The organism is Thalassolituus sp. LLYu03 (assembly GCF_050507655.1).
Classification (GTDB): Bacteria; Pseudomonadota; Gammaproteobacteria; order Pseudomonadales; family Oceanobacteraceae; genus Venatoribacter.
On record NZ_CP191496.1, the window covers coordinates 369571 to 394541 of the forward strand.

General features: G+C 54.9%; 23 protein-coding genes and 1 tRNA gene. 13 read left to right on the plus strand and 11 right to left on the minus strand.

The features are described 5' to 3' along the window. Positions 1-25: 25 nt before the first annotated feature. Entirely contained in the window at positions 26-1018 is a 993-nt protein-coding gene (locus ACQUQU_RS01735; RefSeq protein WP_430461523.1) for a VOC family protein, read from the minus strand. A gap of 29 nt (positions 1019-1047) precedes the next feature. Further along, on the minus strand, positions 1048-1920 hold the full coding sequence (locus tag ACQUQU_RS01740; RefSeq protein WP_430461524.1) for an alpha/beta fold hydrolase: 873 nt from the start codon (positions 1918-1920) through the stop codon (positions 1048-1050). Between the two features lie 205 nt (positions 1921-2125). Here ACQUQU_RS01740 and ACQUQU_RS01745 point away from each other — a divergent pair, with 205 nt between their 5' ends. The 8 genes from ACQUQU_RS01745 (at position 2126) to ACQUQU_RS01780 (ending at position 8562) form a co-directional block, all read left to right on the plus strand. Further along, positions 2126-2980 carry an SDR family oxidoreductase gene (locus ACQUQU_RS01745; RefSeq protein WP_430461525.1) on the plus strand — a complete coding sequence of 285 codons (855 nt, stop codon included), beginning with the start codon at positions 2126-2128 and terminating at the stop codon, positions 2978-2980. Between the two features lie 18 nt (positions 2981-2998). Continuing rightward, positions 2999-3676 (plus strand): TetR/AcrR family transcriptional regulator, encoded by a 678-nt coding sequence (locus ACQUQU_RS01750; protein WP_430461526.1) that lies wholly within the window; start codon positions 2999-3001, stop codon positions 3674-3676. A 63-nt stretch (positions 3677-3739) separates the two neighbouring features. After that, on the plus strand, positions 3740-4357 hold the full coding sequence (locus ACQUQU_RS01755; protein WP_430461527.1) for a TetR/AcrR family transcriptional regulator: 618 nt from the start codon (positions 3740-3742) through the stop codon (positions 4355-4357). 5 nt (positions 4358-4362) lie between these two features. Continuing rightward, a complete protein-coding gene (locus ACQUQU_RS01760) occupies positions 4363-5307 on the plus strand; it encodes a ketopantoate reductase family protein (RefSeq protein ID WP_430461528.1) in 945 nt (314 codons plus the stop codon). A gap of 259 nt (positions 5308-5566) precedes the next feature. Further along, positions 5567-6130: a flavin reductase family protein gene (locus tag ACQUQU_RS01765; RefSeq protein ID WP_430461529.1), complete on the plus strand. Its 564-nt coding sequence runs from the start codon at positions 5567-5569 to the stop codon at positions 6128-6130. A 14-nt stretch (positions 6131-6144) separates the two neighbouring features. Then, on the plus strand, positions 6145-7359 hold the full coding sequence (locus ACQUQU_RS01770) for an acyl-CoA dehydrogenase family protein (protein WP_430461530.1): 1215 nt from the start codon (positions 6145-6147) through the stop codon (positions 7357-7359). A 60-nt stretch (positions 7360-7419) separates the two neighbouring features. Next, the gene (locus tag ACQUQU_RS01775; RefSeq protein ID WP_430461531.1) at positions 7420-7740 is read left to right on the plus strand and encodes an SCP2 sterol-binding domain-containing protein; all 321 of its coding nucleotides are present in this window, start codon (positions 7420-7422) and stop codon (positions 7738-7740) included. 159 nt (positions 7741-7899) lie between these two features. Further along, a complete protein-coding gene (locus ACQUQU_RS01780; RefSeq protein ID WP_430461532.1) occupies positions 7900-8562 on the plus strand; it encodes a hypothetical protein in 663 nt (220 codons plus the stop codon). A gap of 16 nt (positions 8563-8578) precedes the next feature. On the opposite strand, the gene ACQUQU_RS01785 is transcribed toward ACQUQU_RS01780, so the two are convergent. After that, on the minus strand, positions 8579-9619 hold the full coding sequence (locus ACQUQU_RS01785) for an amidohydrolase family protein (protein WP_430461533.1): 1041 nt from the start codon (positions 9617-9619) through the stop codon (positions 8579-8581). A 49-nt stretch (positions 9620-9668) separates the two neighbouring features. Further along, positions 9669-10730 carry an amidohydrolase family protein gene (locus ACQUQU_RS01790; protein ID WP_430461534.1) on the minus strand — a complete coding sequence of 354 codons (1062 nt, stop codon included), beginning with the start codon at positions 10728-10730 and terminating at the stop codon, positions 9669-9671. 145 nt (positions 10731-10875) lie between these two features. Between ACQUQU_RS01790 and ACQUQU_RS01795 the strand changes: the two genes are divergently transcribed. Together ACQUQU_RS01795 and ACQUQU_RS01800 are read left to right on the plus strand one after the other, a co-directional pair. Continuing rightward, the gene (locus ACQUQU_RS01795) at positions 10876-12747 is read left to right on the plus strand and encodes a DUF1302 domain-containing protein (RefSeq protein ID WP_430461535.1); all 1872 of its coding nucleotides are present in this window, start codon (positions 10876-10878) and stop codon (positions 12745-12747) included. 10 nt (positions 12748-12757) lie between these two features. Continuing rightward, entirely contained in the window at positions 12758-14110 is a 1353-nt protein-coding gene (locus tag ACQUQU_RS01800; RefSeq protein WP_430461536.1) for a DUF1329 domain-containing protein, read from the plus strand. Between the two features lie 464 nt (positions 14111-14574). Here ACQUQU_RS01800 and ACQUQU_RS01805 read toward each other — a convergent pair. The 5 genes from ACQUQU_RS01805 to rpsU form a co-directional block, all read right to left on the minus strand. Further along, a tRNA-Ile gene (locus ACQUQU_RS01805) sits at positions 14575-14651 on the minus strand. 158 nt (positions 14652-14809) lie between these two features. After that, positions 14810-16651 carry an RNA polymerase sigma factor RpoD gene (gene rpoD / locus ACQUQU_RS01810; protein ID WP_430461537.1) on the minus strand — a complete coding sequence of 614 codons (1842 nt, stop codon included), beginning with the start codon at positions 16649-16651 and terminating at the stop codon, positions 14810-14812. A gap of 371 nt (positions 16652-17022) precedes the next feature. Further along, the gene (dnaG, locus tag ACQUQU_RS01815; RefSeq protein WP_430461538.1) at positions 17023-18888 is read right to left on the minus strand and encodes a DNA primase; all 1866 of its coding nucleotides are present in this window, start codon (positions 18886-18888) and stop codon (positions 17023-17025) included. Positions 18889-19012: 124 nt separating this feature from the next. Beyond that, a complete protein-coding gene (locus tag ACQUQU_RS01820) occupies positions 19013-19459 on the minus strand; it encodes a GatB/YqeY domain-containing protein (protein ID WP_430461539.1) in 447 nt (148 codons plus the stop codon). 25 nt (positions 19460-19484) lie between these two features. Beyond that, positions 19485-19700, minus strand: a complete 216-nt coding sequence (rpsU, locus tag ACQUQU_RS01825) for a 30S ribosomal protein S21 (protein ID WP_145466429.1) — start codon at positions 19698-19700, stop codon at positions 19485-19487. 249 nt (positions 19701-19949) lie between these two features. Here rpsU and tsaD point away from each other — a divergent pair, with 249 nt between their 5' ends. From tsaD to folK, 3 genes are read left to right on the plus strand one after another with little or no spacing between them, the layout of a single operon-like run. Continuing rightward, positions 19950-20990 (plus strand): tRNA (adenosine(37)-N6)-threonylcarbamoyltransferase complex transferase subunit TsaD, encoded by a 1041-nt coding sequence (gene tsaD / locus ACQUQU_RS01830; protein WP_430461540.1) that lies wholly within the window; start codon positions 19950-19952, stop codon positions 20988-20990. Continuing rightward, positions 20983-21351, plus strand: coding sequence for a dihydroneopterin aldolase (gene folB, locus ACQUQU_RS01835; protein WP_430461541.1), 369 nt, complete (start codon positions 20983-20985; stop codon positions 21349-21351). Before tsaD ends, folB begins: the two co-directional genes overlap by 8 nt. After that, positions 21351-21848 (plus strand): 2-amino-4-hydroxy-6-hydroxymethyldihydropteridine diphosphokinase, encoded by a 498-nt coding sequence (gene folK / locus ACQUQU_RS01840; protein WP_430461542.1) that lies wholly within the window; start codon positions 21351-21353, stop codon positions 21846-21848. Before folB ends, folK begins: the two co-directional genes overlap by 1 nt. A 43-nt stretch (positions 21849-21891) precedes the next feature. Here folK and ACQUQU_RS01845 read toward each other — a convergent pair whose 3' ends face one another. Then, a complete protein-coding gene (locus ACQUQU_RS01845; RefSeq protein ID WP_430461543.1) occupies positions 21892-23124 on the minus strand; it encodes a multifunctional CCA addition/repair protein in 1233 nt (410 codons plus the stop codon). Positions 23125-23239: 115 nt separating this feature from the next. Then, positions 23240-24850, minus strand: coding sequence for a conjugal transfer protein TraF (gene traF / locus ACQUQU_RS01850; protein WP_430461544.1), 1611 nt, complete (start codon positions 24848-24850; stop codon positions 23240-23242). Between the last annotated feature and the right edge of the window lie 121 nt (positions 24851-24971).

Consider the following 24971-nt stretch of genomic DNA (forward strand, 5'->3'; position numbering starts at 1 on the left):
TTTTTAACTCTCTTATTGTTATTTTTTACAGTGGCGAATGTTCTTTGCGAGTCAGCGAAAGAATGCCATTCCAAAGGTTGACGGAATTGACCCGTAAAAAATTGATCAGTCCCGGATTCTGAGGCTTGTGGCCCCACTGACTGATACGGTCGTAATGCTGGACTTTCCAGCTGGCTTCATCGACGGTGCGGGCATTCCAGCCGACTTCAAATTCAAAACCTGAAGGCGAGACGACGTAGAAGGAAATGTCATGATCGTTTGGATGGCGACCAATTTCCCTGGCAACTTCATAGCCAAGTTTTCGTACACGCTGCAGCGCTCCGGTAAGATCTTCGACGGTTTCCACCATTAAGTTCATGTGCTGAATCCGGGTGCGGATGGGATCAAGCTTGATGCCCTGGGAGGCAGCAATCGCCACCGTGTGGTGACGCTCGTTGAAGCGCATGAAGGTGAAGTCGAGGGTGACGCCGGCGATTGCCTGGGTAATGTAGTCGGTTACGCGGGCATCCATAATGTCGGAAAAGAATGCCTGCATTTTTTCCGGAACCCGCGAAATAATGGCCGCATGCCCCATGCCACCGCTGCCGGTTTCAAAGGCACTGATGGGCGTTTTCAGCGGCGTATTGTCAAAAATGGCTTGCGTGTAATATTCAAATGCAATGTCTTTTGGGCCGCGGATTTTCCAGAAATTCTCGACTCCGCGACTGGCCGCCTCGGCGGAAGACGATTCGCTCATATCGATGTTGTGTTGCTTCAGACGACTGCGGATCACTTCCAGCGTACTGATATGCGCGAGTTCCCAGCCAAAGGCAACGACGTCTTCAGCCGGACCATTTCGCACCACCAGGCGACAGGCATGGTCATCCATTCGGAAGGTCATCAATTCTTTGGTGTTTTGCGCCAGATGCAGGCCAATGCCATCCACCAGAAACGATCGCCACTGGTCCATTTTCCGCGACTCAATGACGACGTAGCCCAGATTGATCTGATTAAAAATATCGGTCTTTTTATCCGTCATAACGTTTACCTTTTAGCGTTTTAAAAAGATTACTGGTTGGCCGGTGTGCGCTGACTTAAGAAGGCCGTGGTGATGGCGTTGAATTCGTCAGCCCGCTCCCACTGTGCCCAGTGACCGGTTTTGCTCATGACGTAGAGGTCGCAATTGCGCATGGTTTTCTGCAGCCGTGGGCCGCCGGAAGGACGATTAACTTTGTCGTCGGCGCCCCAGATCACCAGGGTCGGCGTTTCGCAGCTGGCAAGGCGCTGATCACGGGTGAAGTCCATGCGGATGGCGCCCGCCAGACCGGTCGGACGGCGCAGTGGCGGAGCCGCGATGACGTCCGGATCAATACTCGACAGATAGCGTTCCTGAATAACAACGTCACTGACCAGCTTGCCGTCGTACACCAGATAGTTGCGGATAAAGTCGGCGAGTTTTTCCTTTGATGGACCTGTGCCGCCGTAATAATTGAGCAGCTTGTTCAGACCCCTGGTTGGCAGTGCCCGGGTGGTGCCAATGCCACCCGGGCCCATCAGAACGAGTGCCGACACCCGGGCCGGTTGATCAAGCGCCATGCGCAGGGCGCAAGCGCCACCCAGCGAATTTCCCACCAGATGGGCACAGGCGATGTTCATGGCGTCCATCAGACCGAGAATGCCGCGGGCAAGATCGCCGAACGGGTCATCGCGGTTCACGCCTTTAGTGGATGCGCCGTATCCCGGCATATCGGGAATGATGACGCGGAAATGTTCTGCCAGCGCCTGCAGATTGCGTGAGTAATTGGACAGGCCCGATGCTCCGGGGCCACCGCCATGCAACATGATCAGCGGGTAGCCAGCCCCGGCTTCTGTGACATGGATGGTCTTCCGGCCGACCTGGACACTGTGAATGGTGGTTGGGTACTTATCGTTATTCTGCACCTTCAAATCCTCGTTGCGTTGACGACTGATACGGTGCATCTTATTCTCGAAATGACGATAACGTCAATCTGACGTAATCGTCATTTTAATATCGGAGCGTTCCGGAAACGTGACAATCCCGCAGGCGGGGTCTGAACGAAGGCCCGAAGATGGGGAGTGTGGCGAACGAAGGGCGCGCAACAGCGGTTACAGGGGGAGCAGAGATATGACGTCGTCACTGGCGGGTAAGGTCGCCATTGTCACCGGAGCGAATACAGGGATTGGGCGTATCACGGCCATTGAGCTGGCAAAACAAGGGGCAATGGTGTTTCTTGCCTGCCGCTCTGAGGCGAAAACCCGGCCTGTGCTGGCGGAAATACAGCGCATGACAGGGGATGCCAGCCGGGCGCAGTTCCTGCCGCTGGATCTGGGCGATCTTCAGTCTGTGCAGCAGGCGGCGCAGGTATTTCTGAACACAGAGCTGCCTCTGCATATTCTGGTGTGCAATGCCGGTCTGGCCGGGCAGAAAGGAAAGACGGCATCGGGTTTTGAGCTGGCGTTCGGTACCTGTCATATGGGCCACTTTCTGCTCACCCGATTGTTGATGGAGCGTCTGAAAAGTTCGGCGCCGGCGCGTGTTGTGGTTGTTTCTAGCAAGGCGCACCGTCACGCAAAGGGTATCGATTTCCGTGCGGTCAGAGAGAGCACAGAGAGTGCCGGGGGGCTGAAAGAATACGCGGTGGCGAAGCTGGCCAACGTCTTGTTCGTTCGCGAACTGGCCGAACGGCTGCAGGGGTCTGGCGTAGACGCTTTCGCCCTGCATCCGGGGATTGTGGCTTCGGATGTCTGGCGCTCAGTACCTTCGCTGCTGCGCGTACTGATCAGGCCGTTTATGATGACCCCTGAACAAGGTGCGGCAACCAGTCTCTGGTGTGCCACGGCGGCAGAACTCAGCGGCCAGAGCGGCGGATACTATGAGAACTGTCGCCAGCAGACACCGTCAGACGTGGCGCAGGATATGAATCTGGCCCGGCGTTTATGGCAGGAGTCTGAGGACTGGATAACCGCACAAGTGACGTAAAGGGCAAATGAGGACCCTATGACAGATGAGGCGATGGACCACCGTACCCGGGTGGGACAGGAACGGCGGCTGAAAATGCGCAGCCGTCTGATTGAAAGTGCGCTGACTGTTTTCGCGGTGAAGGGCGCGGATGCATCCGTCATTGACGATGTGATTTCAGCGGCCGGCGTGGCTCGCGGCACGTTTTACAACTATTTCAAAACCAACGCGGAACTGGTGACGGCGATTGGTGAAACAACCTCTAACGAACTGGTCGCTCTGATTGAAGAGCACGTGGAGGATATGGAGGATCCACTGGAGATTCTGGCTACCGGGCTGCGCTTGTTTCTGCATACCGCGCGGGCCTGTCCAACCTTTGCCCGTTTTCTCTGGCGTGCCGGGTTCAACATCAGTGCGGCCGGCCATCTGATTTATCAGTATCTTCCTGTGCACATCCAGCGTGCCATGCAGGGGGAGCATTTTCGTGTGAAGGATGTTGCTACCGCGATTGAGGTCATGGTGGGCACTATGCTGGCGGCTATTTTCGGTCTGTCGGTGCGTAACCCGGAAGACGACTATCCGGAGCGTATGGTGTGTCATGCATTGCTGGCCTTTGGTATTCCGCAGGACAAAGCGCAACAACTGGTGTCCTTGTCCTTACCATCGATTGCGTTTCCGCCAGAGTCTCTGCTGCAGCGCATGATGCATGCTGAGTGATCAGTTGTGTTCAAAAATGTATACTGATGCAAACAGACGATTCTGATGTGGAGACAACAGACTATGGCCCAACACGCTCTGTCCGCTACTCAGCGACGGATTCATGCAGCGGCGATCCGCCTGTTTGCTGAACAGGGTGCCGAGCAGGTTACGGTCAGCGAGCTCGCTGACTATGCCGGGATGGCCCGCGGCACCATTTACAATAATGTGCCATCCATGGATACGCTGTTTGAGGATGTCGCCTCTCATCTTGCGTGGGAAATGAACGAGCGCATCGTCACCAGTTTTCATTCCGAAAATCCGGCCGAACGGTTAGCGATGGGTGTACGCGCCTACCTGCGGCGGGCGCATGAGGAACCGGAGTGGGGACGCTTTATTGCACGTTTTGCCCAGACCACGACATCACTGCGGATGCTGGTATTAGGTGAACCGGCAAAGGATGTCCGCATGGCGATGAAAGCGGGTCACTTTCGTTTAAGTGAAGATCAGGTACCGACGGTCGTGACCATGGTTGGCGGTGCTGTTATCGGCGCGATCTATCTGGTGCGTGAAGGCGTAAAAACCTGGCGCAGCGCGGGCTCTGAAGTGGCTGAATTCCTGTTAAGAGCACTCGGAGTCGACGAGGCTGAAGCCATGCGCATCAGCCAGAGTGAGCTGCCACCCCTGCAAGATATCCACTGACCGCTATGAACATTGCCGTGCTTGGCGCCGGAGGCATTGGTTGCTACTACGGCGCCCGTCTTCAGGCGGCCGGCCATGAGGTCATTTTTATTGCCCGTGGCGATCATCAGCAGGCGTTGCGCCGGCAATTAACCCTGACTCATTCCGGATTTTCGTATTCCTCCGCCGTCGATGCCATGACGCTGGAGGCGTTCTGCGACAGTCCGCGGGCGGATAACACCGGGTTGATTCTGGTGTGCTGCAAAAGCGCGGATACTCCCGGATTGCTGCAGCAACTGAAGCCCTGGCTGGCGCGGAATCCACACTGCGCCATGTTGTCATTGCAGAATGGCGTCACCAACGAAGATCACATGCTCCGTGCGCTTGGCGCGGAACGGACGCTCAGTGGGCTGGCGGTACGCATCGGCGCCCATGTGCTGGCGCCAGGTGTTGTTGAAGCCACGGGGCGTGGTGAAGTTGAACTGGGTGCCTGGCCGTCGGCACAGGCGAATCCGGCAGCCAGTCTTCGGGCTCAGGCTATTTTCAGTTTGCTGCAAGACGCCGGCATTCCGGTGACCTTATGCGCCGACATGCGTTATGCCAAGTGGCGCAAACTGGTGATCAATAACGGCGTCAATCCACTGTCGGCGCTGACCTTTCTCGATACCCGCAGCATGACCCGCGACCCGGTACTGCGACCGCTTATTCACGCCCTGATGCAAGAGACCGTTACCGCAGCGAATCTGGCCGGGGTGACGATGGACACCTCGGTGGCGGACGACATGCTGGCCTTGATAACGGGTTTCGATGCCATCAAAACGTCGATGCTGGTTGACCGTGAAAAAGGCCGGCCACTGGAATTGGACGATATTTGCGGGCCGGTGATTCAGCAGTATGAGGCTGCCGGCCGGACTGCCGCACACACCGCCCTCGTCAGAACGCTCCTGCAGCACAACCTCTCTTTCCCCTAATCTTTCAGGGGTTAATTTCCGACAATTTTTCCGGCCTTAAAAACCGACCCACAGGCTCTTAGGCGTCTGTCCGGCCCGATTTCTGCCTTTTCTTGTTTCAGATCAACCCTTGATGGGGTTGTCTTCTGCCACGCGCCTGATCGACAGATCTTCCTCTTTTTGATTGAACACTTGTGTTCAAAAGTGAACACAAATAATCTTTTCCTATCGGCAGACAACACACAAGAAGGTGTTTGCCCCGACCGATCAGGAAGCCTTTATGACGCAGAAAAACACACCGATCGATGCTCAGACCTACCGCTCCGTCATGGGGCTATGGCCCACCGGGGTATCTGTCGTGACCGGAACCGGACAGGAATCCAGACCGCTGGGCCTGGTGATAGGTTCGTTCACTTCCGTCAGCCTTGATCCGCCACTGGTGGCGTTCTGCCCGCAAAAGTCGTCGTCCAGCTGGACTCAGATGGCGGCTAACCGCCACCTGTGCATCAACTTTCTTGGCGTGCACCAGAGTGCCATGTGCTGGCGTTTTGCTTCCGGCGATATCCATACCCGTTTTGATGGCCTGTCCATCAAGCTGAATCCTGAAGGAGCGGTGAGACTACCGGGCTGCTGTGCCTGGCTGGATGTCGAAGTGGAGCACGAAATTGACGGCGGCGATCACTGGATTGTGCTCTGCCGCGTTATTCGGATGGACAGGGGCGAGACAGATTCGCCGCTGGCCTTCGTCAAAGGACGACTGTGTTCGTCTTCCCCTGTGGTCGAGCTGGCCGAAGATCATCTTCAGGCCTGGGAAAACTCGATCAATCAAATACAGAGTCTGTAACCCGGAGAATAACCATGAATAACAAAATGACTAAGGCCGACAGCCAGGCCATTGCCCGCGAGCTGATGCAGAAAGCCCGTGACCTGCAGCCGGTGTTGCGTGAGCGCGCGGCCAATACCGAAACGCTGCGCATGGTCGACCCCCGCACGGTGGCGGATTTTCAGGAGGCAGGATTCTTTAAAATGTTCCAGTCGTCGCAGTGGGGCGGTTACGAATGCCACCCGGCGGACATTTTTAAAGTGCAGGAAATTCTGGCTCAGGCGTGTCCGTCCAGTGCCTGGATTATGGGGGTCGTCGGCGTGCATAACTGGCAGCTGGCGCATTTTTCCAAGCAGGCTCAGGACGATGTCTGGGGTGAGGATGCCACAGTGCTGATGTCCTCCTCTTATGCACCAACCGGCACGGTGGAAGAAGTGGAAGGTGGCTGCATTCTGCGTGGTCGCTGGTTTTATTCCAGTGGCGTTGATCACTGCGATTGGATTCTGGTCGGTGCAAATATTGTAAAAGAAGGTATTGCGCTTCCTGACTACCGCACGTATCTGGTACCGAAAAGCGATTTTAAAATCATCGACGACTGGCATGTCATGGGCCTGAAGGGCACCGGCAGTAAATCGGTGGAAATAAAAGAAGCCTTTGTACCCGATCACCGCCAGCTGCCTGCCATCGCCAGTCAGATGAATATGACACCGGGCATGGTGGATGGCACTGCGGACGCGCCTTTGTTCCATGTGCCGTTCCCGACCATTTTCGGTGCCTGTATTACGACACCGGCTTTGGGCGCTGCGCAAGGTATTCTGGATATGTTTACCGAAGCCTCAAAAACAGCAACCAGTCTGTACAGCGGAGCTAAGTGGGGGCAGGAGCAGGTAACACAAATGCGCATTGCCGAGTCGGATGCCGAACTGCGCGGAGCGCGCCTGCAGATGGAGGCCAACTTCAACGAGGTGATGGCAACGCTCGAGCGCGGTGACGATCTGGAACTGCTCGACCGTGGCCGTATCCGGTTTGATCACTGCAATCTTGTTGATATGGCAGACAAGGCGGCTGATCGGATTTTTGTCGCCAGTGGTGCGCGTTCCTTAATGGTTAACCAGCCAATACAACGTTTGTATTGCGACATTCAGGCCGCCCGCGTGCACGCCATTAATAACCGCACCAAATGGGGCAGCACCCTGGGCCAGATGGCCATGGATCATTATCCGGACGACATTCTGTCGATGTTTATCTGAACGACTGCATGCGGCAGCGATGCTTGCTGCCGCCCCACTAATTGAATGAGGACATGAACAATGACAGACGCATTAAGTTTTGATTTTCTCGCCGATGAGCTGAGTGGCAAGGCGATGAAGCTGGGCAAGCTCGGCACCCGATTGAAGTTCGTTTTTGAAGGCGAAGGTCAGGTGCACATTGACGCCACCGGCGACACGCCAGTGATTACCCGGGAGGACGCCGATGCCGATATTACCGTAACTGCCCCTCTGAAAGTCTGGCTCGACCTGCGTTCGAAAAAGCTGGCACCGCATGTGGCTGCCATGACACGCAAAATCAAAATCAAAGGCGATATCGGCAAGGGCATGAAACTCGCACCGCGCATCATGGCGGTCCTGTAAGCGCAGGACCTTACGGAATCGTTTCATTTTGCAATTGAACACTTGTGTTCAAAAATATTCTGTTGTGTAATCTGATTGCGTGAGAATTCAGCCTTTAAGCCATGAGGCTGATGTGTTGCTCAGATCCCATATGGGATCTGAGCTTTTTTAGGATCAGTAATGCACCTACTCAAACGACTGTTTGTCATCTTTCTGGCAAGTCATGCTTTTCACTCGAATGCTGCGAATGATCCCGGTGTCTCCGTGTGCCTCATGGTATCTGACGTTATTCTTTTCCGGGGGGAGCAATTCAATGGTGAATATCTTTCCCGGTTCCGTGACGAGGAGCATCGCACAAGAACTAATGTCGGCCATTCAGAGCTGAGCCGTCACACCAACGATCTCCTGAACTATCTGACGCTGGTCGTGGATATGAAACACGACGAGCTGTTCCCCTGGAAAATGACATCCGAAGTATCGGCGCGTATCACCCCGATACTCTTATTAATGCCCGAAATGCCAGTGACGGACGCGGATATCGCGCGCTTAATTGCTTACCTGAACATGCAGTACGTTTTCCGGGCCTATGTGGGGACATATGAGTTGCCGCGGGAATTGAATATGAGCTACCTGTCGTGGGATGAGACTGATCTGGTGCCGGTGATCGACAAGTATCTGACCTCTGGGGATGAAGCCCGCTACGCTCGCTGGAATTTCTTAAAAAAATCCTTTCTGGACATGAACAGTGCCAATGCAACACTGGTGACCGTGTCCGGCAGACCCTATGCGCCCGTCGTGGTTGATTTCCACAGCCGGGCGCTTATTCGTGACCTGACCTTCTGACTAGTCGTGTTACCGACTACTTTCTGATCCTGTCTGCAATTTTAACCAGAGGGCTCAGCAGCAATTGGCGTAATTGAATGGAAACGGGCACGTGACGGTAGCGAGGTGTTGCCTGCACAGTTTCGCCTGCTGTCGCGCATTGCGGAAACAAATTCAGAATGTGCTTGCCATCAACATCCATTGAGCCGGCTTTCAGATCGAGCAGCGCGCGCAGCAGTGCAAATTCCTGCTCTTTCACTTTGGTCAGGCTGATTGATCCTGCTCCCGAGCCATATATGAGGTGCTTGTCCCCTGCTAATGCGAGTATGGAACTGAGCTGAAAGCCGGTATGGGAATGGCTGCTGACAAAATAGAACCGGCGCATGTAGTTCATCATCCCCGCAGGAATTTTACTGTTGTACTCTGCCATGGCATTGGCCAATGACACCCGCCACGCGATGTAGGGCAGGAAGCCACCACCTTCTGAAAGTATCCAACGGATGGTCGGGTATTTTTCCATCGTGCCGGACAGAACCAGATTTAATGCCGAGCGGGTAATGTCGCAAGGTTTGTCGACGAAAAAATCGGGAAGTTGAAGGCCGGTTTCTGCGGTATTCGGATGCAGCGAAGCCGAAACGATAACGGTGGCTTTGTGCTTTTCCAGTTTCTGCATAACAGAATCGAACATCTTGTCGCCAAGGAAACGGCCGTTGGTATTTCCCGATAAAATGACACCATCCATACCAAGTTCATTGAGGCAGGTGTCAATTTCACTCAGTGCCTTATCGATGTTGTGCAGTGGTATGTAGGCGAGAGTGTAGATTTTACCTTCAGATCGTCTGGCAATTGCACTGATCAATTGATTGCAGGACGAGGCCAGCTCGTGAGCTTTTCCGGGTTCTTTGACTAAAGACAGATCCGGGCAGCCAATGAAAACACGGTCGCAGCTGGTCGCCGTACGGTACTGGTGGATATCCGCTTCGGTCTTCAAAGCATGCTCGCAGATCGGTAGTTCCTGCGAATTAAGGTATGTTTCCAGTATTTCCGGCGTAAAGCGGACGTCGATATCAATTTTCATAATTCAATATTCTTATCTGATTAAAATAGTGTCACTGATGGTCAATCGGTCACCGTGATCGGATGCGTTCTACAAAGCGTCCGCTGAAATTTGCGATGCTTATACCAAGCGCTTCTTTAAGGCCTACATCCCGGCGAATGACCTCAGCGGATGGAACTTCATATTCCTGAACGTATTGCGGGAAAAGTCCAAGCGCATTCTTGCGATGAATGGCATAGCGTTCTTTTTCGCTGAAGACACCACTGTTTTTCAGGGTATTGATCTGGAGCGGCGTGATGGGAGCTGGTGCAAACGGGAAGTCACTGCCAAACAGTATCTGACTGTCAGGAACCAGCTGCTTAAGAACCTTTGACGAGTAGTGAGAAGGAGACAGAGCGGTGTCGTAGTAAAACTTACGCGCTTCCGTCAGCACGTCGGTGCCTTCGGCGGCGAAACTATTCAGCGCTTCCCCACGCCAGACCAATGTAGGCAGAAATCCGCCAGAATGCGCCAGAATCCAACGGATATTGGGGTAGCGGTTCAGGACATCATGGCGAATGAGATTCAAGGCTGCTCGCGTTGTATCGCAGAGAAACTCCATCAGGAAGCCGGGGATAGACAAGCCGTTGTCAATGCTGGTGGCATGAAGGTTCGGATGAACAAACACCACAGCCTTTTTCTGATCGAGCAGTGACATTAATTCCTCAAGCGCGGGATCTCCGAGGAATAATCCTTGGCTGCTACCGAGTAAAACCACCCCCTCCAGCCCCAATGTGTTCAGTGCATACTCCGCTTCACGGCAGGCCAAATGCGGGAAATTGGTCGGTAAGACAGCAAATGAACCAAAGCGTCCAGGGAAGCGGGCGATCACGTCAGCACTGTATTCATTGCAGGCCCGGGCCAGCGAAGCGGCGGCGGATGCCCCGTCACCAAAGTCTGTACCAGGCGCTGACAGAGACAGTATTGCTGTCTGAATTCCGTTTAAATTCATGAGCTTAAGTGACTTTTCGGGCGACCAGGACGGTAGCGGAGCGCCTGCCACGAGACGGATGCCTTTACGGTCCATCGCCTGTCGGAACACAGGGGGAATCACGTGGTGGTGGACGTCAATCAGGCCTTGTTGAATGGGCATATTTTCTCTCTCGTTGCAAAGAATCCAGATCACTATACATGTTTGACCTTTGGTGAACAGTGGTGTTCAAATTGGTCCATGGGTGATTCGTGATTGACTTAAACCATGCGTCATCCCCTCCAACAAAAATAACAAGGTGAACCATATGAAGCGTTATTCAAGCTATCCGGCAGTTTGTAGCTTTGCCAGATACTCAGTGTTTGGATTGGCCGTTCTGACCGGATCGGCCCAGGCAGTTGAATTTCATCTGGGTGATGTCGAAGGGCGTTTTGACTCTGATTTCTCTTACGGTCAGAGCTGGGCGTTACGCGATGCAGACCCTGAGCTGATGCGCAGCCCTGTCATTAACGACGGTAAGAAAAACTTTAAGAAAGGCGACGCTTTTTCCCGCGTTTTCAAAGGTATGCATGACCTCGAATTACGTTATGGAAAAACAGGCGTCTTGCTGCGCGGAAAATACTGGTACGACTTTGAACTTGAGGACAATGATCAGCGCTATCGGAATGTAGAATCAAACGGTCGTGTCGAAGCTGCGAAAAATGCCGGCGCGGAGCTGATGGATGCCTTCGTCTGGTACGACACTGACTTCGCTGGTCGTCCAGGCTCCGTGCGCCTTGGTCGTCAGGTACTGAGCTGGGGTGAGAGTACGTTTATTCAGGGCGGCATCAACGTAATTAACCCCTTTGATGTGGCGGCGCTGCGTCGTCCGGGTTCGGAAATTAAAGACGGACTTCGTCCGGTCAGCATGTTGTCGATTTCTCAGGGGCTGACGGACAATTTATCGGCAGAGATCTTTTACCAGTTCGAATGGGAGCAAACGGTAGTCGATAACTGTGGAACCTTCTTTTCGGCCAATGATGTCGTCGCCGATGGATGTGGCCCTTTGCCGGTTAGTGTCTCCGATGATCCGGCTGTGCAGGCCGCAGCCATAGCGGCACTGACACCAGAAGGCGTTCAGTTTAACGATGAGGGGCTCTCTGTTCAGCGTGCAGAGGATATAAAGCCGAAGGATGATGGCCAATGGGGTACTGCACTGCGTTATTTCAGCCCGGAGGCCGATACGGAGTTTGGTTTTTACTACCTCAATTACCACAGTCGTACGCCATTTATCAGTGCTATCAGTAGTCCGCACATGGCCGACCTTTCGTTTGCACCCGACATTTGCGCTAACCTGGGAGTACCAGCCCCTGCTTGTTCAACATTTCTGGCAAGCGAGCAGGGACAAGCTCTGGTGCAGGCCTATCGCCTGGGCACTTCGCAGTATCTGATTGAATATCCGGAAGATATCCATTTGTACGGACTGAGTTTCAGTACGTCCCTGGATTCCGGCACGTCTCTGTCCGGTGAAGTCAGTTACCGTCCTAATATGCCTCTCCAATTTAACCCGGTGGATCTGATTTCTATGGGAGTTGGTGTCGAGGCTTTATCCCCCTTGCTGTATTCCGGAGAGGCGAGCATTGAAAACTCTGCGTACGTAGAAGGATACAAGCGTAAGCCGGTTACTCAGGCGCAGGTAACGGCGATCCAATTCTTCGATGATGTTTTCAGTGCAGATCGTTTGTCTGTCGTTGCTGAGGTAGGCATGACACATATTGCTGATCTTGAAGGTCCAGGCGGCGTGCGCTACGGACGGAGTACAAATTATGGACAGGGGCGTCTTTATCCGGACAACAGCTTGTGTACCGGTTACACCAACAGTAAATCACCGGAGGACTGCAATAATAAGGGATTTGCGACTGAATACTCTTGGGGGTATCGCATGCGGGCAACTCTGGAGTACAGCCAGTGGATTCCCGGTGCCAGCTTTAAACCAAGTATTGCTTTCTCGCACGATGTGAAAGGCTATGGTCCTGAGCCAGGCTTTACAGAGGGGAATAAAGCGGTTACTGCGGGACTGGACATGGAGTACATGAATACTTACCGGATGTCGGTTTCCTACACAGACTATTTCGATGGAGATTATAACCTGAATACGGATCGTGACTTTGTGTCTGCGAGCGTTGGTGTTTCATTCTAAGGTGCATGCTATGAAGTATTTAACAATGGTTGTATTGGGATGCATTTTCTTTGCAGACAGCACTCTGGCAGCGGTAACTGCTGAAGTCGCAGCCCGCTTGGGAAAAGATCTCACACCTGTCGGTGCGGAAATGGCAGGAAACTCCTCAGGCACTATTCCTGCCTGGACGGGAGGCCTTGATAAAAATGCAGGGAAAATTCTTGGGAATAACTTTCTGGAAGATCCTTACTCGAAAGAATCCCCATTGTTCACAATCACCAGAGACAATGTCGAACAATACAAAGATCATCTGACGGAAGGTCAGTTGGCTCTGTTCAGGCGATACAGCACCTTTGCTATGCCTGTGTATCCGAGCCATCGAAGTGCCAAACTGCCGGAAAGCCTGTATGAAGCAGCTCGCTACAATGCAGAGCACACAGAGCTGGTCGAGGATGGAAACGGTTTGCAAGGCTTTCATCAGGCCACTCCGTTTCCCATACCCGACAACGCACTGGAAGTCGTATGGAATCACCTGACCCGTTATCGGGGAGGCAGTGCTAAACGCACTCACGTGCAGGCAACACCGCTTGCCGATGGCAGCTTTATTCCTGTTTCATTTCGTCAGGAATTTGCGTTCCAGAGTGCAATGCCAGGATATGACGAGAATAAAGGCGATGACATTCTTTTCTACTACAAGCAGTTGATTACCGGTCCTGCCCGTTTGGCCGGAGATATTGTTCTTGTGCATGAGCCTATCAATCAGGTGAAAAATCCGCGCATGGCGTGGATCTATAATGCCGGTCAGCGTCGTGTGCGTCGGGCGCCACAAATTGCATACGATGGACCCTATCCAGCCTCTGACGGTCAGCGTGTAGCAGACAACCTGGATATGTTTAATGGTGCAGTAGACCGATATGACTGGAAGCTGATTGGTAAAAGGGAAATTTATATCCCCTACAACAGCTACAAGCTGGAAAGTCCGGATGCAAAGTACAAAGACATCATTCAGGCGGGTCATCTGAATCCGGAATACACACGATACGAACTGCATCGGGTGTGGGTGGTTGATGCGACCGTTAAAAATGGTCAGCGTCATGTCTATGGCCGCCGTACCTTCTATATCGATGAGGATTCCTGGCAAATCAGCATCGCTGACCATTATGACAATCGTGGCGAGTTATGGCGCGTAGGCATGGGGCATATCGTGCAGTTGTACCACGTTGATGTGCCTTGGCTGGGAGTGGAAGTTCTCCATGATCTGATCAATGGTCGCTATCTGGTATCGGGTATGCGAAATGAAGAAAGTAATTCCCTGACGTTCGGTACAGATCCAACTACATCCGAATATACGCCAGCAGCGCTAAGGTCTTCCGGCGTAAGATAAATCAGGCACATGCAGAGGGAGGGCTATCAGAAGAATTAGCATGCTCTGTAGCCTTCCAATGTTTAAAAAAATTTTAACGTCTGCTGATTCGAAGATATGACTGCCCGAGCTTGGCCACAAGGAAGTTGCACCAGAGGGTAAACACGGTGACCTGCACGCGTTGTGAATAAAAAGCAGAGCGAAAATGGGGGTCTGCACGGACTTGAACCGGGGATCTTGGGAATTAAAGAGTCGAGGCGCGGGCTGCACGCGTTGTGAATAACAAGCAGAGAGAAAGCAGTGGGCCCGCAGGGACTTGAATCGTGGACCTTGGAAGCTAAAGAGTCGAGGCGCGCGCTGCACGCGTTGCGAATAAAAGGCAGATAGAAAGTAGTGGGCCCGCAGGGACTTGAATCGTTGACCTTGGAAGCTAAAGAGCCGAGGCGCGTGCTGCAAGCGGCGTGAATAAAAAGCAGAGAGAAAAATGGTGGGCCTGCACGGACTTGAACCGTGGACCTAGCGATTATGAGTCGCGTGCTCTAACCAACTGAGCTACAGGCCCTTTGCTGCATCCGTGAACCGGTCAGGCAGTGTCCGGATGAGAAAAGATGCTGATCCAATCAGCAGGCAGCATTATATGCAGCTCCTGTGGTGAGCGCCACCCCTTTGATTTTCCAATAAAAAAGCCCGCAATTGCGGGCTTTTTTATTGGGCTGACGATTAATCGTCGATGAAGGAACGCAGGTGGTCGGAGCGTGAAGGGTGACGCAGTTTGCGCAGGGCCTTGGCTTCGATCTGACGGATACGTTCACGGGTAACGTCGAATTGTTTACCCACTTCTTCCAGCGTGTGGTCGGTGTTCATGTCGATACCGAAACGCATACGCAGTACTTTGGCTTCTCTGGCGGTCAGGCCGGCCAGCACCGCGCGGGTGGCTTCGGTCAGGCCTTCAGCTGTGGCGGTATCGAGCGGCGACTCAGACTGAGTGTCCTCGATAAAGTCACCCAGATGCGAATCTTCATCATCACCGATCGGGGTTTCCATGGAGATTGGCTCTTTGGCGATCTTCAGTACTTTGCGGATTTTGTCTTCCGGCATTTCCATGCGTTCAGCCAGTTCTTCCGGCGTTGGCTCACGACCCATCTCCTGCAGCATCTGACGGGAGATGCGGTTCAGTTTGTTGATGGTTTCGATCATGTGTACCGGAATACGGATGGTACGCGCCTGGTCGGCGATCGAACGGGTAATGGCCTGACGGATCCACCAGGTCGCGTAGGTGGAGAACTTGTAACCACGGCGGTATTCGAACTTATCCACCGCTTTCATCAGGCCGATGTTGCCTTCCTGAATCAGGTCGAGGAACTGCAGACCGCGGTTGGTGTATTTCTTGGCGATGGAGATAACCAGACGCAGGTTGGCCTCAACCATTTCTTTCTTGGCGCGGCGGGCGCGGGCTTCACCGATGGATACGCGACGGTTAACTTCTTTGATTTCCGGAATGCTCAGACCCACGCGTTCTTCAACGGCTTTGATCTTCTTCTGGGCACGGAAAATTTCGATCTTGTAGGTGTCGAGCTTGGCTGAGTATGGCTTGTTGGCCAGAATCAGGGCTTCAACCCAGTCGTTGTTTACTTCGTTACCCTGGAAGTGGTTGATGAAGTCCTTACGGTCCATGCCGCACTTACGGGTCATCATCACCATGATCTGACGTTCCTGGGCACGGATATGCTCGAGGGAGTCACGGGCGTCGTTCACCAGCTGGTCGAAGTATTTCGGGGTCAGCTTAATCGGAGCGAACAAATCGGCCAGAGCCAGCAGGGCTTCTTCGGTTTTCTTGTGCGCACGGCCGTTTTTGGCCAGTGCTTTTTCGGCGGCGTCAGAGGCGGCCTGAATTTCACCGAAACGACGGGATACTTCGGCCATGTCGATGCCGGATTCTTCGCTTTCTTCGGAAGAATCGCCGTCTTCGTCGTCGTCGCTGGAGTCGTCATCGCTATCGTCAGATGCGGCTTCGGCTTCCGGACCGGACTGTGGGCCTGGTGCCGGGTCGTCGTCGGATGGGTCGATAAAACCAGAGAAAATGTCGCCTACGCGGTTCGGATCTTCTTCGGCTTCTTTGAATGCCTGCAGAATGGTCTTCACAGCACCCGGGTAGTACGCCAGGGCGGACATAACTTCACGGATGCCTTCTTCGATACGCTTGGCGATAACGATTTCGCCTTCGCGGGTCAGCAGCTCGACGGTACCCATTTCGCGCATGTACATACGCACTGGGTCGGTGGTGCGGCCAACGTCGGATTCTACAGCGGCGAGGGCGGCGGCGGCTTCTTCAGCGGCGGCGTCGTCGGCGGTGTCGGCCATGAACAGGGATTCACCGTCCGGTGCAGTTTCAGACACCGGGATACCGATGTCGTTGATCATGCGGATGATGTCTTCCACCTGATCCGGGTTGGCAATGTCGTCCGGAAGGTGGTCGTTTACCTGAGCGTACGTGAGGTAACCCTGTTCCTTGCCTTTGGCGATGAGTTCTTTGAGACGGGATTGTTGCGTGTTCGCTGACATATAAGCCCTGTGTTCCGATTTTTTAAGGCGGAAGAAAAACGCCGAAGTATAACTTTTAACCGATCCTTAGGCCATAGGATGGCGGCCTTGTTCCCGGGTTTTTTAAGACCCGTGCGGAGCGGTTACTGGCTTCAACATCTTCAGCAAGGTCAGGTAACGTGTGAGGAAGACCGGTATGGCGAGTTTATGCCCTGATGTCCGGTTAAAGGCCGCTAGGCTGGGTCACGTTGTGTGCTGCGCTGCTGCAGTCGTCTTGGGAATCGCCTGCCTGAGATGCCGGGCGGGCGGATTCTGAAGTGTTGCTAAATATAGGGGCGCGTTTGCGGATCTCAAGAGGCGCGTGAAAATTTTCAGCCGTTTTGTGCGGTTTTTCAGCGGGCGTAAATGCGCGCGCGCTTTTTATGGATGTCGTGCAGCTGGCGTTGCAGTTCGCGCTTGCGGTTGCGCTCGTCGGTGTTGAGTTTTTCACCACGCTGGAAGCGCTGGGTCAGCTGGCGCAGCTCGGCTTCCAGCTTGCGGGCGCTCATCTGTTTCAGCACTTCGGCCACGTCGGAGGCGGACGGGCGGATCTGGCTGTGGGGGTTGTCGGCGATGGCGCGCAGTTCTTCCTGATAGGGCGAGCCTGTCCACTGAATCAGCAGGCCAACCGTGCCGTTCTGGGGGGAGGCTTTGAGTTTCTTCAGGACCTCCAGCAGCAGGCGTTCGTGTTCGCTTTCGGCTTCGGCGTCGGGGATCTCAAGGCCATTGGCCAGTGACGGCTGCTTCACCAGGCAGTGCAGGGCTTTGTGCACCAGTGGTGCCAGGGTGTCGGCGCTGTGATCCATGTGCGGCAGATCGGGCTCAGACGGTTCGTCGTACAGATGCGCCGGTTCGGCGGCCTGGTTTGCCGTGCCTGTGTACGCCGGCGGGTGCACTGCAGTGTGTGCGGCTGGCTGGGATTCGATTTTCTCCATCGCCACCGAGTCGGTGCCCAGCTCTTCTTTCAGCTTCTGCTTCATCAGATTGCGCAGCATGCCCTTGGGCAGGCGCGCAATCAGTGGCGCGGCCAGCTGGTCGAGGCGGGCTTTGCCATCCAGGGTGTCGAAATCGACCTGTTCTTTCAGGTGCTCGAACAGGAATTCCGGCAGATGAATGGCGTTGTTCAGGCGTTCTTCAAAGGCGCCTTTGCCTTCCTGGCGCACCAGTGTGTCAGGGTCTTCACCTTCGGGTAAGAACAGGAAACGCGCCTGCAGGCCATCTTCGAGCACCGGGAGTACCGTTTCCATGGCGCGCGAGGCGGCGGTGCGTCCGGCATTGTCGCCGTCGAAGCAGAAGATCACTTCCGGCACGATTTTAAACAGCCGGCGCAGGTGATGCTCGCTGGTGGCGGTGCCTAAGGTGGCGACGGCGTAATGAATGCCGTATTCCGCCAGTGCGACCACGTCCATATAGCCTTCCACAATCACAAAGCGGGTCAGTTTCTGGCGGATTTTGCGCGCTTCATACAGGCCGTAGAGCTCTTTGCCTTTGTGGAAAATCGGGGTCTCGGGCGAGTTCAGATACTTGGGTTTTTCGTCGGTCAGCACCCGGCCGCCGAAGGCAATGTAACGCCCGCGCGCATCGCGGATGGGGAACATAATACGGTCGCGGAAGCGGTCGTAAGTGCGGCCGTCTTCCTTTTCAATCAGCATGCCGCAGGCAATCAGCTGCTTGATGGTGTCTTTATCAGTGTTGTTGGTCAGGAATTCCTGCAAGTTGTCCCAGCCGGGTGGTGCGTAGCCGATGCCAAAGAAGCGTGCGGCTTTGCCGGATAAGCCGCGGCCTTTCAGGTAGTCGACGGCTTTGCCGCGCTGGTCATGGCTGCGCAGCATCTGCTCGAAATACTGACCGGCCTTCTGCATCAGCTCGAACAGGGGTTGGTGCATCTGCTCCTGGCGCACTTCCACCAGGGCTTGCTGTTCGCGCGGAACCTCCATGCCTGCCTGAGCGGCGAGTTTTTCCACCGCATCGGGGAAGCTCAGGCCATCGAATTCCATAACAAATTTGAGCGCGGTGCCTGAGGCGCCACAGCCGAAACAGTAATAAAACTGTTTGTCGGGACTGACGGTAAACGATGGGGATTTTTCGTTGTGGAACGGGCAGCAGGCGGAGTAGTTTTTGCCGGTCTTTTTCAGCTTGACGCGACTGTCCACCACATCGATTACGTCGACGCGGGCAAGAAGGTCATCGATGAAGGTTTGGGGAATACGGCCGGCCATAGCGGGTGAGCTTAACGTTTCCGGAATCTGATGTAACGGGCGTAGTGCACTTTTTTGCAGGTGCTATAAACGACAAAAGCGCTAGCCATTTGCATGGGTAGCGCTTTGTTCGCCTGCAGCAGAATCAGCCCAGTTGAGACTTCACCAGTTGACTGATCTGTGCCATATCGGCACGACCTTGCACTTGTGGTTTCAGGATGCCCATGACTTTGCCCATGTCCTGCATAGATGCAGCACCGGACTGTGCAATCGCATCAGCCACCAGTTTGGCCAACTCTTCTTCGCTCAAGGCTTCCGGCAGGAACTCGTTCAGTACGTCAATTTCGTACTGTTCGACAGCTGCCAGATCGTCACGTCCCGCTGCCTGATAAGCGGCAATGGAATCGCGACGCTGTTTGCTCATTTTGTCGAGAATAGCGAGCGCGCGGGCATCGTCGATTTCAACACGTTCATCGACTTCCACACGCTTGAACTCCGCCGTTACGAGGCGAAGTGCACCTAACCGCTCTTTTTCTTTGGCACGCATCGCCGCTTTAACGGCTTCTTTTACGTTTTCTACCAGAGTACTCATGCGGTGCTATCCCTGACGCAATAAATCAGTACAGACGGGTCATTTTACGCTGTTCGCGCTGTACCTTTTTCAGGTGACGCTTAACAGCAGCAGCGGCTTTGCGCTTACGAATCCAGGTTGGCTTTTCGTAGTGTTCACGACGACGTACTTCAGACAGTACACCGGCTTTTTCACAAGAACGCTTGAAGCGACGCAGAGCAACGTCAAACGGTTCGTTTTCTTTAACTTTTACAGCTGGCATCCAATCACCTACGTGTTTAGTCAATTCGTTTTATGGGGAAACCACAGGCCCCAGTTAGAGGGCGGGCATTCTAAAGCCTTTACCCGCCGAATGCAAAGAGTAGTTTAACCCGTGATCAGATCAATCCCCGCCTGACATTCCGGTCAGCTGTGGTGCGGGCTCCGGGAATTGCGGGTGGCGCCTGGGCGGGTGCGGCAGTATCATGGCGCCCCTTTTTAACCGTCCAGAAGAGTGGGGCAGAGGTCAGACATGCGGGTATTAGGCCTGGAAACCTCCTGTGATGAAACCGGCATTGCGCTGTACGACACCGAACGGGGTCTGCTGGCGCACCGGGTGTATTCCCAGATTGCGCTGCACGCCGAATACGGTGGTGTGGTGCCGGAACTCGCGTCACGCGACCATGTGCGCAAAGCCCAGCCTCTGATTCAGGAGGTAATGGATGAAGCCGGTCTGGCGCTCACCGATCTGGATGGTATTGCCTACACCTCAGGTCCGGGTCTGGTCGGTGCTCTGCTGGTGGGGGCCTGCTTAGGCCGCAGCCTGGCCTGGGCGCTGGATATTCCGGCGCTCGGCGTGCACCACATGGAAGGCCATCTGCTGGCGCCCATGCTGGAAGACAATCCGCCACCGTTTCCTTTTATAGCGCTGCTGGTGTCTGGCGGGCATACCCAGCTGGTGCAGGTCGATGGTATCGGCCGCTACAGTCTGCTCGGTGAGTCGCTGGATGACGCCGCCGGTGAAGCCTTTGATAAAGCCGCCAAAATGATGGGCCTGCCGTATCCGGGCGGCCCTGCGCTGAGCAAGCTGGCGAATGACGGTAACGACACCCGCTTTAAATTCCCGCGCCCGATGACCGATCGTCCGGGGCTGGATTTCAGCTTCAGCGGCCTCAAAACTCAGGTGCGTACCACGATTCTGGATTGTGCCGTCGACGGCGTGCTGGCAGAGCAGGATAAAGCCGACATCGCGGCCTGCTTTCAGGCTGCCGTGGTCGATACTCTGGCCATTAAATGCAAGCGCGCCATGCAGCAAACGGGCATTAACCGTCTGATCATTGCCGGTGGTGTGGGTGCCAATACCCGGCTGCGCGAGCAACTGCGCAAAACCGCCGAAAGTTTAAAAGGCGCTGTCTATTACCCGCGTCCGGCGCTGTGTACCGATAACGGCGCCATGATTGCCTACGCCGGTGCCCAGCGTCTGCTGGCCGGTGAACAGTCGCCGCTGGCTATCTCTGTGGTGCCACGCTGGCCGATGACTCAGCTGACCGCCGTGGACGTGCCGCATGGATAAGGTCTTTATCCGCGGTCTGAAAGTCGATGCCGTGATCGGTGTTTACGACTGGGAAAAGCAGGTTCGCCAGCCACTGGTGTTCGATCTGGAAATGGCCTGGGACATCCGTCTGGCGGCGGCCACTGACGATCTGATGCACGCGCTGAATTATCAGGCGGTGACCGAATTTATTGAGCGCTTTGTGCGTGAACAGCATTTTCAGCTGTTGGAATCTCTGCTCGAGCGTCTGGCGGATGCGCTGCGCAAAGAATTTGGCATGCCCTGGCTCAGCATCCGGCTGGAGAAGCCCGCAGTGGTGCCTCAGGCGCGGGCGGTGGGCCTGTATATCGAACGCGGTGATCTGCCGGGAGGCAGTCGCTGATGGTGCAGGTGTTTCTCGGGCTGGGCTCGAACATCGATGCCGAGCACAATCTGGCGGCGGGAATTGCCCGTCTGTCGGAGAGTTTTGCAGTGCAGCAGGTATCGCCCTGGTACCGTTCACCGGCCATGGGGTTTGAGGGACCGGATTTTATCAATCTGGTGGTTGAGATCCGCTGCGAATGCCCGCCGGAAACACTGGCTGCAGCACTGAAGCAGATTGAAGCTGATTTTGGCCGCGCGCCGGATGCGGTGAAGTATTCCTCACGCGCGCTGGATATCGACATTCTTCTGTTCGGCAACGAAGTCGGCGAGTTTGCCGGCCTGCAGCTGCCGCGCGCTGATATCCGCCAGTTTGCTTTCGTGCTGCGTCCGTTGCTGGATATTTTTCCACAAGGCGTTGATCCGCAAACCGGGCAACCGCTGGCGGATGAATGGCCGGCGCTCGCCTGTCAGCCTTTGTACCCGGTGCGTCCGGTACAGGTTCACTCGGCTGGCTGAATGCCAGCCTGCGACAAAACCAGACTGCTATAAGGCCAGTCTGTCAGCTAGTGCTTTGTAGCGTTTTCCATGCCTGCAGATGCGCGGCACGGGCTTCTTCCAGCGCCGGCCGAATCGCAGCACCTTCAATACCCTGAGCCATGATGTCACGCGCGCTAATGCGGTTGGCCTCAGCCAGCGCCTTGCGGCAATAATCCGCCTGTGGATACGGCGTTTGCTCAAGCCCGGTACGGCCTTTGGCATCGGCTTCACACACCAGCAGAAATTGTTCAAAACGCTCCGGTTTGCGCCAGGCGTCCATGCGGTTAAACAGCTTCATCAGGGTTTCACCGCGCAGCTCAAAGGCGCGGTGCACGTGGGTGTGAAACTCACACGCCAGCAGCGCCAGATCGGCGCAGTCGTTGGGTACTTTAAGGCGTTGTTGCAGCGCCTTTATGGGCTTGATGCCACGGTTTTCGTGGGCAATGTGGCGCGGCCATTCTGACTCCGGCGTCAGCGCCTTACCCAGATCGTGAGTAAGCCCGGCCCAGCGGACAGGAATATCGCCACTGAGTGCGGCGGCGGCCGTCAGCGACAGCAGTGCATGCACGCCGCAGTCGATTTCCGGGTGGTGTTTCTCTGGTTGTGGCACGCCAAACAGGGCTGCGACCTCCGGAAACCAGACATCCAGCGCACAGCAGTCTTTTAATACCTGAAAATACACGGCGGGCATTTTTTCACCCAGTGCGCGGCGGGTTTCCTGCCACACCCGTTCGGCCACCAGATAATCCAGTTCGCCGTCTTCAACCATGCGCTTCATCAGGGCCAAGGTTTCTGGTGCAACGGTAAAGCCCAGTGGCGCAAAGCGCGCGGCAAAACGGGCAACGCGTAAGACGCGCAATGGGTCTTCGCCAAAGGCGGGCGATACATGGCGCAGAATTTTTGCGTCGAGGTCGGCGTGGCCGCCGTAAGGGTCGACGATATTGCCGTGCTCGTCGCGCGCCATGGCATTGATGGTCAGGTCGCGGCGCAGCAGATCGTCTTCCAGTGAAATATCCGGGCTGAAGCGGCAGTCGAATCCCTGATAACCCTTGCCACTTTTACGTTCGGTACGGGCCAGTGCGTATTCTTCGTGGGTTTTTGGGTGCAGAAATACAGGAAAATCGGCACCGACCTGTTCAAATCCCTGTGCCAGCAGTTCATCGGGCGTGGCGCCTACCACGACCCAATCCTGGTCTTTGATCGGGATATTAAGCAGGGCATCGCGCACCGCGCCGCCGACAAGGTAAATCTGCATGATGCTTTTCCGTCCATCCGAAGCCGCCACTAACACGCGGCCAATAAAAAAGCCGCCTTACGACGTAAGGCGGCTTTTCAGTGTAACGCGGGTTAGCCCCGCGCAGAACCCGGGATCAGAAGTAGAAGCCGAATTCCAGAGCGGCACCGGCTTCTTTTTTCACATCGTTCGGGTTGGCCATCAGGGCCAGATCCAGATGCACACCGAACGGCGACAGGCCGAAGCCCAGTGACACGATTTCGGCATCAGAAACACTCAGGTTGGTGCGGTAACCGGCACGCAGTTGCAGGGTTTCGAATACGTCGAATTCAGCACCCAGCGCGACATACTGAGTCGGGTTTTCAAACGCTACCGGTTCGTTTTCGGTCAGATCCACATCCAGTGCGGCGTTAAACCAGGTGCTGTTATAGGAAAGACCGGCACGGTATTGTGGGTTCAGCTCAATGGTGCCGCCTTTCATGTAGGCGCCCTCGTTACCCTGAATCTCGGCATCGGCGTAATCAAATTCGCCACCGAGCAGGTTTTTACCCACAACGCCAACTACCCAGTTGTCTTCTGAACCGAAACGGTAAGACGCACCGATATCCAGGTTGAACTTGGTGTAATCTTCACGCGCGTCTTCGATCTTGTCGGTATCGATGTCTTCGCCGTTATCCATCTCGGTTACGAAGTGCAGCGTGCTGATTTTCTGCAGTTTTGGCGTGATGCCGACGGCGAATTTCTCGCCTTTGATTTCAAATTCGCGTGAGAATGACAGGCCAAGCTCGGCAACGGCGACCGCTACGATCTGCACCTGAGAGTCCAGATTCGGGTTCTGGGCATCGTCGGACAGAGTACCGTTGGCAAAGATTTCGGTACAGTCAGGATCTGTGCTGTCGGCACAGGTGGACGAGGAGAAGTTGGATACGCCGTCAACTGCGTCTGCGATGGCTGTTACCTGAGCCACGTTTGGTGGGGTGCCGCCTTCTAGGCTGGCGATCACGGTATCAATCTGATCAGGAATGGTGCCGGCGGTATCAATGTATTCACCAGCGGCCTCGCCGTAAGACGAGAGCAGGTCAAGGTCGTGATCGCTGAACAGGGCGCGGCCAGAGAAGGTTACGTCGCCGCCAAAGCTCAGCGCAGCCGCGAATTTCTTGCTTGGAATCGCCAGTGCACCGGCAAGGCCCACGCGGCCGCGCAGTGGATCACCGGAAATGCCGCTCAGTGCGTCGGTGAGCTGGTTGGTCACACTGTTAACGTCGCTCAGTTTCGAGTTTACATCACTCAGCGCATCGCGGAAGTTGCCGTTAGCGGTCGACAGGTCGGCTGCCTTTTGAGCATTGGTGCGGGCATCACCCAGATTATTAATTTCGGTTGCCAGATCGTTGGCCGCAGCCGACAGAGCATCAACGGCTTCTGAGAAGTTACCAGCGGCGCCGTCTTCAAACAGCTTTTCAAACTGCGGCACGATCACGTCATTGATGTCGTTGGCGCTGTCGACCAGTTCTTCTTCGTCCGCTGCGGTTACACCGATCTGCGGAAACACCAGCTCGAAGTCATCATCTTCAGAGGCTTGTGACAGCAGGGAAGGGTTGTACGTCGGTGCGTGCGCGCGCTTGGCGCTGGCAACCCCGGTGTTACCCATGGCCAGACCACGGGCATCCATCGGCAGGAAAGGCGCTGCAAATGCAGCCTGAGAAGTCAGTGCTGCAACGGCGACAGCAAGAAGCGAACGTTTGTTCATAACATGATCCTGTTTAACGGCTGGAGATCCTTCGACGCCTGTCCGTGAACCTTTTTCGCCCGCCGGGCTCTAAGGTAGTTTTCTGACGTCATAATCAGATCTCTATCATAGTCGTAAGCAG

Bases quoted from the DNA above. Each gene is read 5' to 3' on its own strand.
- rpoD (WP_430461537.1), bottom strand. From the start codon at position 16,651: ATGTCAGCGAACACGCAACAATCCCGTCTCAAAGAACTCATCGCCAAA.
- ACQUQU_RS01800 (WP_430461536.1), top strand. From the start codon at position 12,758: ATGAAGTATTTAACAATGGTTGTATTGGGATGCATTTTCTTTGCAGAC.
- ACQUQU_RS01755 (WP_430461527.1), top strand. From the start codon at position 3,740: ATGGCCCAACACGCTCTGTCCGCTACTCAGCGACGGATTCATGCAGCG.
- ACQUQU_RS01745 (WP_430461525.1), top strand. From the start codon at position 2,126: ATGACGTCGTCACTGGCGGGTAAGGTCGCCATTGTCACCGGAGCGAAT.
- folK (WP_430461542.1), top strand. From the start codon at position 21,351: ATGGTGCAGGTGTTTCTCGGGCTGGGCTCGAACATCGATGCCGAGCAC.
- rpsU (WP_145466429.1), bottom strand. From the start codon at position 19,700: ATGCCAGCTGTAAAAGTTAAAGAAAACGAACCGTTTGACGTTGCTCTG.
- tsaD (WP_430461540.1), top strand. From the start codon at position 19,950: ATGCGGGTATTAGGCCTGGAAACCTCCTGTGATGAAACCGGCATTGCG.
- ACQUQU_RS01795 (WP_430461535.1), top strand. From the start codon at position 10,876: ATGAAGCGTTATTCAAGCTATCCGGCAGTTTGTAGCTTTGCCAGATAC.
- ACQUQU_RS01770 (WP_430461530.1), top strand. From the start codon at position 6,145: ATGAATAACAAAATGACTAAGGCCGACAGCCAGGCCATTGCCCGCGAG.
- ACQUQU_RS01780 (WP_430461532.1), top strand. From the start codon at position 7,900: ATGCACCTACTCAAACGACTGTTTGTCATCTTTCTGGCAAGTCATGCT.
- ACQUQU_RS01760 (WP_430461528.1), top strand. From the start codon at position 4,363: ATGAACATTGCCGTGCTTGGCGCCGGAGGCATTGGTTGCTACTACGGC.
- ACQUQU_RS01735 (WP_430461523.1), bottom strand. From the start codon at position 1,018: ATGACGGATAAAAAGACCGATATTTTTAATCAGATCAATCTGGGCTAC.
- ACQUQU_RS01765 (WP_430461529.1), top strand. From the start codon at position 5,567: ATGACGCAGAAAAACACACCGATCGATGCTCAGACCTACCGCTCCGTC.
- ACQUQU_RS01785 (WP_430461533.1), bottom strand. From the start codon at position 9,619: ATGAAAATTGATATCGACGTCCGCTTTACGCCGGAAATACTGGAAACA.
- ACQUQU_RS01820 (WP_430461539.1), bottom strand. From the start codon at position 19,459: ATGAGTACTCTGGTAGAAAACGTAAAAGAAGCCGTTAAAGCGGCGATG.
- folB (WP_430461541.1), top strand. From the start codon at position 20,983: ATGGATAAGGTCTTTATCCGCGGTCTGAAAGTCGATGCCGTGATCGGT.
- traF (WP_430461544.1), bottom strand. From the start codon at position 24,850: ATGAACAAACGTTCGCTTCTTGCTGTCGCCGTTGCAGCACTGACTTCT.
- ACQUQU_RS01845 (WP_430461543.1), bottom strand. From the start codon at position 23,124: ATGCAGATTTACCTTGTCGGCGGCGCGGTGCGCGATGCCCTGCTTAAT.
- dnaG (WP_430461538.1), bottom strand. From the start codon at position 18,888: ATGGCCGGCCGTATTCCCCAAACCTTCATCGATGACCTTCTTGCCCGC.
- ACQUQU_RS01790 (WP_430461534.1), bottom strand. From the start codon at position 10,730: ATGCCCATTCAACAAGGCCTGATTGACGTCCACCACCACGTGATTCCC.
- ACQUQU_RS01775 (WP_430461531.1), top strand. From the start codon at position 7,420: ATGACAGACGCATTAAGTTTTGATTTTCTCGCCGATGAGCTGAGTGGC.
- ACQUQU_RS01750 (WP_430461526.1), top strand. From the start codon at position 2,999: ATGACAGATGAGGCGATGGACCACCGTACCCGGGTGGGACAGGAACGG.